Below are 15,171 nucleotides of genomic sequence, written 5' to 3' on the forward strand. Positions count from 1 at the left end.
TCTTGTTCGCTACAACGTAGCTGACTGTTTGGTCGGTTTTGTAAATTCCCTAGTGGATGCATACTTCGCTGCACATTGGACCAAGAAGGCGATGTTTGCACAGATGTAGCTACCTAAAACCGCTCTCCGCCAACGTCGTTCGAAATGAAACAACTCGGGCTCGTTACCGATCCGGCCGAGTCGATGCTCCGAATCATAGGGCGTGGATCACGTCCTACGGTCGGCGCGTGCGTACCGGCCGTGGCGGTGCTCGGGGAGTTGCGTCAACAGCGGCAGAACGGAGTGATTGATGAGTTCATTGGCCAGCAATCGTGTCGACCAATGTTCCTCCGGCGAATTCTCAGCACAACCCTTCGCCCTGTCGCCCGCGCAGACCGCCCTCTGGTATGCCCAGCGAATCCGCCCCGACATCCCGTTGACCGTCGCGCAGTACGTGGAGATTCACGGCAACCTCGACGCGGGTCGGCTGCTCTACGCCATCGAACGCTCCTGCGCAGAGGCTCAGTTCGGCTACGTCCGGCTGCTCGAGATCGATGGGGTCCCGCATCAGGTCGTGGATCCGGCGCGGCGGCCCGGCTGGGCGCGCATCGATCTGCGGCACGAGGCGGACCCGCACGCGGCCGCGTTGCGGTGGATGAACCACGATGCCAGCTCGCCCATCGATATCGAGCGTGACCCGTTGATGACCAGCGCCATTCTGCGAACCGGGGATTCGGACTACATCTGGTATGCGCGCGCACACCACATCGTCATCGACGGCTACGGGGCAATGAAGGCGGTCACGCGCACCGCGGAGATCTACACCGCACTGGAGAATCACACCGAACCGACCGTCTCGCGCGCCGTGCCGCTGGCCGAGATCTACGCCGAGGAATCCCGCTACCGTGACTCCGACCAGTTCCACATCGACCGCGAATACTGGCGCGAGCAGTTGGAGGGCGTCGGCGCGCCGTTGAGCCTGTCCGCCTCGGGGAGCGGGTCCTCGCCGATGAGTTCGGGTCGTCGCCTCGCCGCCGCGACGCTCGATCCCGCGGTGGAGACGGCGCTGGAGAATGTGATGAGGGCATTCGAGACCCATCGAGCGACCCTGTTCGTGGCCGCGCTGGCCTGCTACGTGCGCGCGGCTACCGGTCATCCGGATGTGGTGCTGAGCCTGCCGATGTCGGCGCGTACCACGGCGGCGCTGCGCCGCTCGGCGGGCGTGGTGTCGAATGTAGTGCCGATTCGGCTGCGTTTCGAGGAGAGCACGGCGATCCGCGACGTGGTGGGCGCCACGGGATTGCAGCTCCTCGGCGCGCTGCAGCACCAGCGCTATCGCCACGACGACATCCGCCGCGACTGCGGCTACTCCCGCGACGCACGGGGTTTCTTCGGGCCGATGGTCAACATCATGCTGTTCCACAGCGAGCTGAAATTCGGCAGCCTCACCGGATCGCTGAACGTGCTGTCCACCGGCCCGGTCGAGGATCTGTCGGTCAACCTCTACAACGGCGCGGGCAACCGCATCCACCTCGATTTCGAGGCCAACCCGCAGCTCTACGGCGCCGCCGAACTGGCCGCCCATCACGGTCGCTTCCTGGATTTCCTGGACCGGTTCCTGGCGGCGGACCCGGATACGGCGGTGGCGTCGATCCCGGTCATCACCGACGCCGAGCGGGATCTGGTGCTGCGGCAGTGGAATTCGACGGCGGTCGCGCGCCAGGAAGGCACCCTGACCGGGCTGTTCGCCGACCGGGCGGCGGCCTGCGGGCACGCCGTCGCGCTGGAATTCGGTGACGAGACGCTGACCTACACCGAGCTGAGCGAGCGGGCCAATCGGCTGGCGCGGCTGCTGATCGAGCGCGGCGCGGGCCCGGATACGGTGGTGGGCCTGGCGATTCGGCGCAGCATCGACCTGGTGGTCGGCATGTATGCGATCGTGCAGGCCGGGGCGGCGTATCTGCCGCTGGATCCCGATCATCCGGCCGAACGCACCGGCCACATCCTCGCGCAGGCGCGGCCGCTGTGCGTGCTGAGCGTCGAGCGTGATGGACTCACGCTGCCGGGAACGGTCGAGCGGCTCGATATCGACACCGTGGACCTGTCCCGGTTCGGCGCGGCCCCGGTGACCGATCGTGACCGCCGGGCCCGGCTGCGGTCGGACCACCTGGCGTATGTGATCTTCACCTCCGGGTCGACCGGACAGCCCAAGGGCGTCGGCGTCTCGCATGCCGCCATCGTCAACCGGCTGCGCTGGATGCAGCACGAATATCCCCTCGACGCCACCGATGTGGTGCTGCAGAAGACACCCGCCACCTTCGATGTGTCGGTGTGGGAGTTCTTCTGGCCCTTGCAGATCGGGGCGCGGCTGGTGATCGCCGCCCCCGACGGCCACCGAGATCCCGCCTACCTGGCCGGGCTGATCGCCGAGAAGGGGGTCACCACAGCGCATTTCGTGCCGTCGATGCTGTCGGTGTTCGTCACCGACACCGACCTGAGCGGCTGCACCGCACTGCGCCGGGTGTTCTGCAGCGGTGAGGCGCTGCCCGCGGCGACCGTGCGCGATTTCCATGCCGCTGTATCGCCTTCCCACCCGCCCACCCCCGACCGCCTGCATTCGACCCCGCAGCTGCACAACCTGTACGGCCCGACCGAGGCCGCGGTCGACGTCACCGCCTGGACGTGCACGCCGGACGAGGGCAGCGTGCCGATCGGCGCACCGATCTGGAACACGCAGGTGTATGTGCTCGACGAGCGGTTGCGGCCGGTGCCGCCGGGTGTGGTGGGCGAGCTGTATCTGGCGGGCGTGCAGTTGGCACGCGGATATCTGGGACGGCCGGGCCTGACCGCGGAACGGTTCGTGGCCAACCCCTTCGGGGTTACCAAGGCGGGCGAGGGCCCCGATCAGGCGGTACATGCGGGTGGGGCCCGCATGTACCGGACCGGCGATCTGGTGCGCTGGCGGGTGGATTCGACCGGCGGCGTGCTGGAATACCTGGGTCGTACCGACTTTCAGGTCAAGATCCGCGGCCTGCGCATCGAACTCGGCGATATCGAGGCTGCCCTGCTGGCCGACGCCCGGGTGGCGCGGGCGATCTGCGTCGCGCACGCCGGTCCCGGCGGCGATGAACTGGTCGGCTACGTGGTGGCCACGCCCGGCGCCGCACTGGACACCGGGGAGCTGACCGGCGACCTGCGCCGCCGCCTGCCGAGCTATATGATTCCCGCCCATCTGATCGTGCTCGACGAGCTACCGCTCAATCCCAACGGCAAGGTCGACCGCAAGGCCCTGCCCGCACCGGAACTCGGCCCGCGCCGGGCGGCCCGCGCCGCCGCCGGTCCGCGCACCGAGGTGGAGCGGCGGCTGGCGGCCGTGTTCACCGAGGTCCTGGGCGTCGACGACATCGATGTCGAGGACAGCTTCTTCGAACTCGGCGGCAATTCGCTGTCGGCGGCGCGGGCGGTGGCGCGCATCAACGCCACCCTCGCGGCGGGGCTGAGCATCCGGGACCTGTTCGAGTCGGCGACGGTCGCCGCGTTGGCCGCCCGGCTCGACACCCACAACCCGGACACCTCCTCGCCGCGACTGGTGGCCGCCGCCCGCCCGGAGCACATCCCGCTGTCGCTGGCGCAGCAGCGGTTGTGGATCCTGAACCGGTTCGCCGAACACGCCTCGGCCTACAACATGCCGCTGGCGGTGGAGCTCACCGGCCCGCTGGATCTGGATGCGTTGCGGGCGGGTCTGCTCGACGTCCTGGACCGGCACGAGAGCCTGCGCACCACCTTCCCCGACTCTCCGGAAGGTCCGACGCAGGTCGTGCATCCGGCCGCGGAGATCCCGCTGACCCTCGAGCCGATCGACGCGACCGGTGCCGACGCGCTGGCGCTGGCCACCGAATACGCCGGGTACGGCTTCGATCTGCGCAGCCAGGCACCGATCCGGGTGGCGCTGTATACCGCCGGACCGCAGCAGTACGTCTTTCTCGTTGTGCTGCACCACATCTGCGGCGACGGCTGGTCGGTGGCGCCGCTGGCGCGGGATCTGATGGCCGCGGTGGCCGCCCGCGCGGGCGGGCAGGCCCCGGCGTGGACGCCGCTGCCGGTGCAGTACGCCGACTTCGCGCTGTGGCAGCGCGAGTTGCTCGGCGACGAAACCGATCCCGGCAGCGCCCTGTCGCGCCAGCTCGCCTACTGGCGGGCCGCGCTGGCCGATCTGCCCGACCAACTCGACCTGCCGCTGGACCGGCCGCGGCCGCTGCAGCGCAGCGCCGCGGGCGGGCGGGTGCGATTCACCATCCCCGCCGCCACCCGCCGCGCGGTCGCCGCCCTGGCCGCCGACCGCGGGGTGTCGACATTCATGGTGTTGCATGCGGCGCTGGCGAGTCTGCTGGCGCGGCTGTGCAATACGAGCGACATCACCATCGGCACCCCGATCGCCGGACGTTCGGATCCGGCGCTGGACGAGCTGGTCGGCATGTTCGTCAACACCTTGGTGCTGCGCACCCGGGTCGATCTCGCCGCCGGATTCGACCGGATGCTCGACCGGGTGCGCGAAACCGACCTGGACGCGTTCGCCAACTCCGATGTGCCCTTCGAACGGCTGGTGGAGGTGGTCAACCCGGCCCGCGACGCCGGGCGCCATCCGCTGTTCCAGGTGATGCTGTCCTACGAGGGCACTCCCGACCTGCAGATCGACCTGCCCGGCGTCTCGGCGCGGGTGCTGCCGCTGGATATCGGGGTCACCAAATTCGATCTGCAGCTGACGGTGCACGAATCCGACCCCGGTCGTACCGAATCCGCGGCCGCCCCGGCCGAGGACGGCCCGCTGAGCGCCGAATTCGGGTACGCCACGGACGTTTTCGATCAGGCGTCGGTGGAGGCGATCGCCCGCCGGTTCGTGCAGCTGCTGACCGCCGCGGTCGCCGCGCCCGGCGTGCCCGTCGGCGATCTGAGCATTCTCGATGCCCGCGAGACCGGGAAGCTGGTGCCGATCATGGGCGCGCCCGGCGAACCGCAGGTCACCCTGGCGCGGCTGCTCACCGAGACCGCCGAACGGCTGCCCGACGCGGTCGCGGTGCGTTACCTCGGCCGCGACACCACCTACCGGGAACTGGACGAGATGTCGAACCGGTTGGCGCGCGTGCTGATCGAGCACGGTGCCGGACCGGAGGTGGTGGTGGCGATCGCGCTGCCGCGCGGGCTGGATTCGATCCTCGCCGTCTGGTCGGTCGCCAAGACCGGCGCCGCCTACGTGCCGATCGATCCGGACTATCCGGCCGAGCGGATCGCGCACATGCTGTCGGATTCCGGGGCCATGCTCGGGCTGACGAATGCGCAGTGCCACACCGCGATGCCGGACTGGCCGGTGCGCCGCGGCCGCCATCGCAAGCAGTACGTGGACTGGCTGCTGATGGGTTCGGACGCCCTCGCCGCCGGACTCGCCCGGTTCTCCGATGCCCCGGTCACCGACGCCGACCGGCACCATCCGCTGCGGATCGCGCACCCCGCCTACCTCATCTACACCTCCGGCTCCACCGGCACCCCGAAGGCGGTCGTGGTCACCCACGCCGGTCTGGCGTCGCTGGCGCACGAGCAGATGCATCTGTTCGGTGTCACCGATTCCGCACGCACCCTGCACTTCTCATCGCCGTCGTTCGACGCGTCTGTGCTGGAGCTGCTGCTCGGATTCGCCGCGGGCGCCACCATCGTGGTGGCCCCGGCGGGGATGTACGGCGGCGCCGAACTGGCGCAGCTGCTGCGCGAGGAACGGGTGACCCATGCCTTCGTCACCCCGGCCGCGCTGGCCACGGTGTCCCCGGACGGACTCGGCGACCTCGAGGCGGTCATCGTCGGCGGCGACGCCTGCCCGGAGGAACTGGTGGCGACCTGGACCGCCGGGCACCGCATGCACAACATGTACGGTCCGTCGGAGGCGACCGTCGCGGCCACCGCCACCGGGCCGATGGCGGCGGGGCGGCCGGTGCCGATCGGGCTGCCGGTGCGCGGGATGCGGCTGTTCGTCCTGGACGGGCGGTTGCATCCGGTGCCGCCGGGTGTACCCGGTGAGCTGTATCTGTCGGGACCGGGCCTGGCCCGCGGCTATCTGGGCCGGGCCGGGCTGACCGCGGGGCGATTCCCGGCCAATCCGCACGGGCGCCGCGGGGAACGCATGTACCGCACCGGCGATCTGGTGGTCGCCGACGCGGCCGGGCAGCTGCGGTTCCTCGGCCGCGCCGACGATCAGGTGAAGATCCGCGGCTTCCGCATCGAGCTGCGCGAGATCGATCACGTGCTGCGCGAACATCCGGGGGTGCGCTTCGCCCTCACCGTCGTGCACACCGGCGACCGCGGCAGCTCCCGGCTGGCCTCCTACATCCTCGCCGAGGACAGCGTGGACCCGGCGGCGGTACTCGACACCGCCAGGCAGCGGCTGCCCGGCTACATGGTGCCCGCCGCGATCACCGTGCTGGACGAGGTGCCGATCACCCCGTCGGGCAAGCTGGATCGAAAAGCCTTGCCGGAACCGGAGTTCGGCGCGAGCGGCCCGTCCCGGACGCCGGAGACGGAGCTGGAACGGCGGGTGGCCGACGTCTTCGCTGCGGTGCTCGGGCATCCGGTAAACGGTGCGGAGGACAGCTTCTTCGACATCGGCGGCAATTCGCTGCTGGCGACCCGGCTCACCGTGGCCGTGCACACCGAATTCGAGGTGGACCTGCCGGTGCGCGCGATCTTCGAGGCACCGACGGTGGCGGGTGTGGCCGCGCGGCTGGCGGAAGCGCCCCGGACGCGGCGGGTGGCGCTGGCGGTGCACACCCCGCGTCCGGAGCGCATCCCACTGTCGCTGCCGCAGCAGCGCGTATGGTTCCTCAACCGCTATTCTCCCGAATCCAGCGCCTACAACATCGCTTTCGTGATAACGATCGACGGCGATCTGGATGTGGCGGCCCTGCAGGCGGCGGTGGGCGATCTGATCGATCGGCACGAGCCGCTGCGCACGATCTTCCCGGAGGACACCGACGGCGGCACCGGCGCGTATCAGCTGGTCCTCGACACCGACCGCTGCACACCGCAGGTGGAGGCGGTCGACACCGACGAGGACGGCGCGCAACTGCTGCTGGGGGAGCTGGCCCGCGGCGGCTTCGACCTGACCCGGGAGACGCCGCTGCGGCTGGTGTTGCTGCACACCGACACCGAGCGCCATCTGCTCGGCGTGGTGCTGCATCACATCGCCGCCGACGGGTGGTCGCTGGCCCCGCTGACCCGGGATCTGGCTCTGGCCTACGCCGCCCGCCACGGCGGCGCCGCGCCCGCGTGGCAGCCGCTGCCGGTGCAGTACGCCGATTTCAGCCTGTGGCAACGCGATTACGTCGGCGACGCCGCCGATCCGGACAGCCCGGCCGCGGCCCAGCTGCGGTTCTGGCGGGAGACGCTGGCCGAGCTGCCGGAGCGGATGCCGCTGCCCTACGATCGCCCGCGGCCCGCCCAGCCCACCCACCGCGCGGGAACCCTGCGCTTCGAGGTGCCGCAGACGCTGCAGCGACAGCTCGACGACCTCGCCCGCGCCCAGGGCGTGAGCCTGTTCATGGTGATGCGATCGGCGCTGGCGGTGTTGCTGCGCATCGTCACCGGCGGCCGCGACGTGCTCGTCGGCACCCCGGTCGCCGGGCGCGGCGACGCCCGCCTCGACGAGCTGGTCGGGATGTTTGTCAACACCCTGGTGCTGCGCTCGCAGGTCGACCCGGACCGCAGTTTCGCCGAACAACTGCACCGCGACCGCGACGGCGAGCTGGCGGCGATGGCGCATGTGGATCTGCCGTTCGACCGGATCGTGGAGGAACTGGGCCGCGGCGGCGCGGCGGGACCGCTGCTGCAGGTGGCGCTGACCGTGCAGGACGGTCCCGCGCCCGCGCTGGAATTGCCGGGGCTGCGGTTGTCGGCGGCCGAATTGGATATCGCGCTGGCGAAATTCGACCTGGAGCTGCGGGTGCTCCCCCGAGGACCGGAGTCCGAGGATCCCTCCCGTGTCCGGAGGGGCTTCGAATTCGTCTACGACGTAGAGCTTTTCGACCACGACACGGTGGCGACGCTGGCGCAGCGGCTGCTGATGGTGCTGCGCGCGGTCACCACCGATCCGCGGGTGCGGGTGCGCGACATCGACGCCCGCACCGACTCCGAGCGCGCCCTGCTCACCCCGGCCTACGGTCCGGTGCCCACCCCGCAGTGCAGTCTGGCCAACTACTTCACCGCCACCGCGCATCTGCACGCCGAGCGGACCGCGCTGCGCTTCGGCGAGATCGAACTCAGCTACGGCGAGGTGGACCGGTATTCGAACCGGTTGGCGCGGGCGCTGATCCGGCGCGGCCTGGGTGCGGGAGACCGGGTGGCGCTCGGGCTGACGCGGTCGGTGGAATCGGTGGTCACGATGGTGGCGGTGGCCAAATCGGGGGCGGCGTTCGTGCCGGTCGACCCGAACTACCCCGCGGACCGGGTCCGTCACATGCTCACCGATTCCGGCTGCCGCGTGGGTATTTCGATGTCGGCGCATGTCGTCGGGCTGCGCGAGGCCGCCGCCGGTGGCTGCGACACCGAGTGGCTGCTGCTCGACGATCCGGAGCTGATGGCCGAGATCGAGGGCCTCGACGACGCCACCGTCACCGACGCCGACCGGGTCCGCACCGTGTGGACGGCGGATCTGGCATATGTCATCTACACCTCCGGTTCCACCGGTAAGCCGAAGGGGGTGGCGATCACCCACGGCGGGCTGTCCAACTTCGCCGACGAGATCCGCGACCGCATGCGGGTCGAACGCGATTCGCGCACCTTGCATTTCGCGACGCCGAGCTTCGATGCGGCGGTGTTCGATCTGCTGCTGTCGGTCGGGGCGGGCGCCACCATGATCATCTGCCCGCCCGATGTGTACGGCGGCGACGAACTGGCCGCGCTGATGGACCGCGAGCGGGTCAGCCACACCTTCATGACCCCCGCCGCGCTGGCCACCATCGATCATCGCCGCTGGCCGCTGCCTCATTTGAAGTCGCTGGTCGTGGGCGGTGAGGCGCTGGGTCCGGAGCTGGTGGCCCGCTGGGCGCCGGGCCGGATGATGTTCAACGGCTACGGTCCCACCGAAACCACCGTGGTGGTCACGATTTCCGAGCAGTTGGTGGTGGGCGGGCCGATCACCATCGGCACCCTCGTGCGCGGCGCGCGGGCCCTGGTGCTCGACGAGCGGCTGCGGCCGGTGCCGATCGGCGTGCCGGGCGAACTGTATCTGGGCGGGCAGGGCGTGGCCCGCGGCTATCTGGATCGGTTCGGGCTCACCGCAACCCGGTTCGTCGCCGACCCGTACGGCCCGGAGGGCGGGCGGATGTACCGCACCGGCGACGTGGTGCGCTGGAACGATCGCGGCGAGATCGTGTATCTGGGCCGCAGCGATCACCAGGTGAAGGTGCGCGGGTTCCGGATCGAGCTGGGTGAGATCAGCGAGGTGCTGGCCACGCATCCGGCGGTCCGGTTCGCCCACACCGAGGTTCGGGAGATCGCCGGTGTCGAACGGGTGGTGTCGTATGTGCTGCCCGCCGAGGCGCGCGCCGGTGTCGACACCGACCAGCTGCGCGCCCATGTGGCCACCCAGCTGCCCGCGCACATGGTGCCCGGCAGTATCACCGTGCTGGACCGGATTCCGCTCACGCCGGTCGGCAAGCTCGACCGCGCGGCCCTGCCGCAACCGCAACCGGTGGCCACCGTCGCGCGGAAACCGGAGACCGACGCCGAGCGGCTGGTGGCGTCGGTGATGGCCGAGCTGGTGGGTGCCGAATCGGTCGGCGCCGAGGACAGCTTCTTCGACGTCGGCGGGAATTCGCTGCTGGCAACGCAATTGGTGGCCCGTCTGGGCGCGGCCACCGGCACGCGGCTGCAGGTGCGGACGGTGTTCGCCGCGCCGACCGTGGCCGAACTGGCGACCCTGCTCGAGGCCGGGGGCGGCACCGACGCCGGCCCGCAGCTGCGGAGGCGGGCGCGGCCGCAGCGGGTGCCGCTGTCGGCGGCCCAGCGCCGGCTGTGGTTCCTCGAACGGTTCAATCGGCCCCGCGGCGAGGCCGCGGGCGTCTACAACGTTCCGGTCGCGCTGCGGCTGCGCGGCGAGCTGGACGTGGCGGCCCTGCAGGCCGCGCTGCACGCGGTGCAGGAGCGGCACGAGACGCTGCGCACGGTGTTCCCGGAATTGGAGGGCGAACCGTTCCAGCGCGTGCTCGACCCGGCCGAGGCGGCCGTCGAGCTGACCGTCACCGACATCGCCGAGGAGCAGGTCGAGGCCGAGGTGACCCGCCTGGCCACCCTCGGATTCGATTTGGGCACAACCGTTCCGGTGCGGGCGCGGCTGCTGCGGCTGGCCCCCGACGACCACGTGCTGGTGCTGGTGGTGCATCACATCGCGATGGACGGCTGGTCGCTGGAACCGCTGGCCGCAGACGTGGCCGCCGCCTACCGGGCGCACCGGGCCGGGACCGAGCCCGACTGGGCGGAGCTGCCGGTGCAGTACGCCGACTACACGCTGTGGCAGCGCGAAATCCTCGGGCGCGAGGACGATCCCGACTCCACCGTCAGCCGCCAGCTCGACTACTGGCGGCGCACCCTGGACGGGATTCCGGAACTGCTGGCCGTGCCCGCGGACCGGCCGCGCCCACCCACCCCCAGCTACCGCGGCGGCACGGTCGACTGCACGATCGACGCGCTCACCCACCGGGAACTGCAGGCCCTGGCGAGCCGCCACGGCGTCACGATGTTCATGGTGCTGCATGCGGCGCTGGCGGCATTGCTGCATCGGCTCACCGCCGGTGACGACATCACGGTGGGCACCCCGATCGCCGGGCGCGGGCATCCGGCACTGGATCCGATGATCGGCATGTTCGTCGGCACCCTGGTGCTGCGCACCCGCCTGGACGGCAGCACCCCGTTCACCGAGCTGCTGAAGTCGGTGCGCGACACCGATGTGGAGGCATTCGCGCACGCCGACGTCCCGTTCGAGCGGCTGGTGGAGGTGCTCAATCCCGTTCGCTCACAGTCGCATCACCCGATGTTCCAGGTGATGCTGTCGGTGCGCAATCAGCCGGCGCGGGCGCTGGAGCTGCCGGAGCTGCGCATCGAGGCCCGCGACGCCGATCCGGGCATCGCGAAATTCGATCTGCAATTCACCGTCACCGAATCCTGGACGCAGGGTGGGTCGGAGGCCGTGACCGAGCGGGCTCCGGACGGGCTCACCGTGTCGGTCACCTTCGCCCGCGACCTGTTCGACGAGGCGACCGCGGCCCGGCTCGGCAACCGCCTGGCCCGGCTGCTGACCGCCGCCGCGGCGAATCCGACGCTGCCGGTGGGGGATCTGGAGCTGCTCGACGCCGCCGAATGGTCGAGTCTGGCCCCGGTACGCGGGGCGACGGCCGATCGCCCCTTCACTTTCCCGGAGGTGTTCGAGGCCGCCGTGGCGGTGGATCGGCAGGCGGTGGCGTTGCGCTGCGACGGCACCCAGATCACCTACGACGCCCTGGACCGGTGGACCAACCGGCTGGCCCGGGTGCTGATCTCGCTCGGCGTCGGCCCGGAAACGCTGGTGGCCCTGGGCATTCCGCGATCGGCGGAATCGGTGGCGGTGACGCTGGCGGTCGCCAAGGCCGGTGCGGCGTTCGTGCCGATCGATCCCGGCTATCCCGAGCATCGGATCGCGCATATGCTCACCGATTCCGGTGCGACGCTGGGGATCACGTTGTCGGCGCATCGCGACCGCATGCCCGACGGCGCCAATTGGACGGTGCTGGACGCGCCCTCGTTCCGTCGCCGGGTGCTGCGCACCTCCGATGCGCCGATCACCCCCGAGGAGCGACCGGTCCCGCTGCGGATGGACAACCCGGCGTACGTGATCTACACCTCCGGCTCGACCGGTGTGCCCAAGGGGGTGGTGGTCACCCACGGCGGCCTGTCGAATTTCGCCGCCGAGACCGCCCAGCGGTTCGAGGTGCGGCCCGGCTGCCGCGTCCTGCACTTCGCCACCCCGAGTTTCGATGCGGCCATGCTGGATCTGCTGCTGGCGCTGGGTGGGGCGGCGACGCTGGTGATCGCCCCGCCGGGGGTGTACGGCGGCGCCGAGCTGGCGAAGGTGCTGATCTCCGAGCGCGTCACCCACGCCTTCATCACCACCTCCGCGCTGGGCACGGTGGACCCCAGCGGCATCACCGAGATGCGCCACGTGCTGGTCGGCGGTGAGGCGCTGCCGCCGGATCTGGTCGCGCGCTGGGGCGCCGACGCGAGCGACCGCAAGCTGTACAACGCCTACGGGCCGACGGAAACGACCATCGTCACGGTGATCTCGCCGCCGATGGTGCCCGGCGGGCCGATCACCATCGGCGGCCCGATCCGCGGCGTGCACGCGACGGTGCTGGACGCGCGGCTGCATCCGGCGCCGGTCGGGGTGACCGGTGAGCTGTATCTGGCCGGTCCGGCGCTGGCCCGCGGCTACCTGCACCGGCCGGGGCTGACCGCGCAGCGGTTCGTCGCCAACCCGTTCGGCAAACCGGGCGAACGGATGTACCGCACGGGCGATCTGGTGCGCTGGGTCGAACACGACGGGCGCCGGGAGCTGGACTACGTCGGGCGCACCGACCACCAGGTCAAGATCCGTGGTTTCCGCATCGAACTCGGCGAGATCGATGCGGCGCTGGCACGTCACCCCGCCGTCGAGTTCGTGACCACCATGGGCTACCGCACCCCGGCCGGTTCCACGGCGCTGGTGTCGTATGTGAAACCGCGCCGCGGCACCGACCCCACGGTGGCCGAGCTGACCGCGCACGTCGCCGAGCTGGTGCCCAATTACATGGTGCCCCAGTCGATCACGCTGCTGAATGCGGTGCCGCTGACCCCGGTCGGCAAGCTGGATCGAAAAGCGTTGCCCGAACCGGTGTTCGGCGCCGAACGCGCATACCGGGCGCCGTCGACGCCGGTGGAGGCGGCGCTGTGCGCGGCCTTCGCCGAGGTGCTGGGCGTGCAGACCGTCGGCGCCGACGACGGCTTCTTCGACCTGGGCGGCAATTCGCTGCTGGCGACCAAGGTGGTCGCGCACGTGCGGGCGGCCGGGATCGAACTGCCGGTGCAGACGATGTTCGGCGAATCCACCCCGGCGGCCATCGCGCGGCGGCTGGCGGCCTCGGCGGGCGATCTGCTCTCGGCCGCCGTGCAGCCGGTGCTGGCCATCCGCCCCTCGCCTAGCGGCTCGGGGAATAGTGTTGGTGGCTCGGGGAATAGTGTTGGTGGCTCCGGGAATAGTGTTGGTGGCTCCGGGAATAATGTCGGTGGCTCGGGGACTAATGCTGGCGGCTCGGGGATCGATCCCGTTGTGCCACCGCTGTTCTGCGTGCATCCGGCGATCGGGCTGGCGTGGTGCTATTCGGGTCTGCTGGCGCATCTGCCCGCCGACCGGCCGGTGTACGGGCTGCAGGCGCCGCACGTGGGCGGCGGCGACGATCACAGCTCGATCGTGGCGGCCGCCGAAGACTATGTGGCCCATATTCGTTCGGTGCAGCCGCAGGGCCCCTACCATCTGCTGGGCTGGTCGCTGGGCGGGTTGATCGCCCACGAGATCGCGGTGCAGTTGCAGGCGGCGGGGGAGCGGGTGGCGCTGCTGGCGATGATGGACAGCTACCGGTTGTCCGACGAATGGCTCGAGCACGCCATTCCCGGAGTGGCCGACATCATCGGCGAATTCGGCAGCGATCTGCTCGGCGGCGACCATGCCGTCGATCCGCGCCTGACCCTGCAGGACGCGGCTGAGCTGCTGCGCAACCGGCCCGGCCCGTTCGCGGCGCTGACCGTGGAACATCTGCAGCGGCTCTACACCGGCTACGCCAACGGCGCGTTGCTGGCACACGGTTTCCGGCCCCGCGTCTTCGACGGCGACCTGCTGTTCTTCACCGCCGCCGACGACGAGATCAATCGGGCCGACCCCACCCGCCGCGCGCAGGCCTGGGAGCCGTATGTGACCGGTGCGATCCACGATCAGAAGGTGCGGTGCCGGCATTCCGGCATGACCACCCCGGAGGCGCTGGCCGTCATCGGCCCGGTGCTGCGAGACCACCTGGGCGGCAACGCTTCCCGCGCCGACGACCCGAAGGAGACGAAGTGAGCTTGGCGGTGGAGGTCGCGGATCTGGTGAAGTGCTACGGCCGTGCCCGCGTGCTCGACGGGATCGACCTGGAGATACCGACGGGCACGGTGATGGGTCTGCTGGGCCCCAACGGCGCCGGGAAGACGACCACGGTGCGGATCGTCACCACACTGCTCAAACCGACCAAGGGCCGGGTGCGGGTGACGGGGGTGGACGTCCTGCGCGATCCGGCGCGGGCCCGCACCCGCATCGGCCTGTCGGGTCAGTACGCGGCGGTGGATGCCAATCTGTCCGGGTTCGAGAACCTGCGGATGGTGGCGCGGCTGTACGGGATGAACCACAAGCAGGCCGCGGCCCGGGCCACCGAACTGCTGGCCGCCCTGGGTCTCGAGCACGCGGCCGATCGTCGCGCGAGCACCTACTCCGGTGGGATGGCACGGCGACTGGATCTGGCCGGTGCCCTGGTCGCGCGCCCGCCGGTGGTGGTGCTCGACGAACCGACCACCGGCCTGGATCCGCGGGGCCGCCTGGACATGTGGCGGGTGATCGGCGAACTGGTCGACGACGGCACCACCGTGCTGCTGACCACCCAGTACCTGGAGGAGGCCGATCAACTGGCCGACCGGATCACCGTGATCGACCGGGGCCGGGTGATCGCGCGCGGATCGGCCGACGAGTTGAAGACCGCCATCGGTGGCGACCGGCTCACCGTGACCTTGGCGGCCGGACAGGATCCGGCACCGGCGATGGCGGTGCTGGCGCAGGTGGGTCTGGGCGAACCCGCCCACGAGGTCGGCACCGAGGAGGTGTCGATCGTGGTGGGCGACGGCTCGCGGACCATGGTCGAGGCCCTGCGCCGCCTCGACGACGCCGGGGTGTGCGTGGTGGATGCCACTGTGCACCGCCCGAGCCTCGACGAGGTTTTCCTGGCCCTGACCGGCGCGGGGGCCGGGACACCAGCCGAACCCGAAACCGACGACGTTGCAGAGGAGATCATGTCGTGAGTACCGCAGAGCTGGCGGTCGCCGAGCCCGGCCCGGCCACCC

The 15,171-nt window shown here is 70.6% G+C and carries 2 protein-coding genes; both read left to right on the forward strand.

All coding sequences use genetic code 11. The features are described from left to right. The first annotated feature begins 289 nt into the window (after positions 1-289). Entirely contained in the window at positions 290-14,143 is a 13,854-nt protein-coding gene (locus IU452_RS23240; RefSeq protein ID WP_195111215.1) for a non-ribosomal peptide synthetase, read from the forward strand. Continuing rightward, positions 14,140-15,129, forward strand: a complete 990-nt coding sequence (locus tag IU452_RS23245; RefSeq protein ID WP_195111216.1) for an ATP-binding cassette domain-containing protein — start codon at positions 14,140-14,142, stop codon at positions 15,127-15,129. The genes IU452_RS23240 and IU452_RS23245 overlap by 4 nt, the downstream gene beginning before the upstream one ends. Positions 15,130-15,171: the final 42 nt, after the last annotated feature.

This window comes from Nocardia transvalensis, from assembly GCF_015477765.1.
GTDB classification, from domain to species: domain Bacteria; phylum Actinomycetota; class Actinomycetes; order Mycobacteriales; family Mycobacteriaceae; genus Nocardia; species Nocardia transvalensis_A.

Coding starts and splice junctions, on each gene's coding strand:
- IU452_RS23240 (WP_195111215.1), top strand. CDS start 290: ATGAGTTCATTGGCCAGCAATCGTGTCGACCAATGTTCCTCCGGCGAA.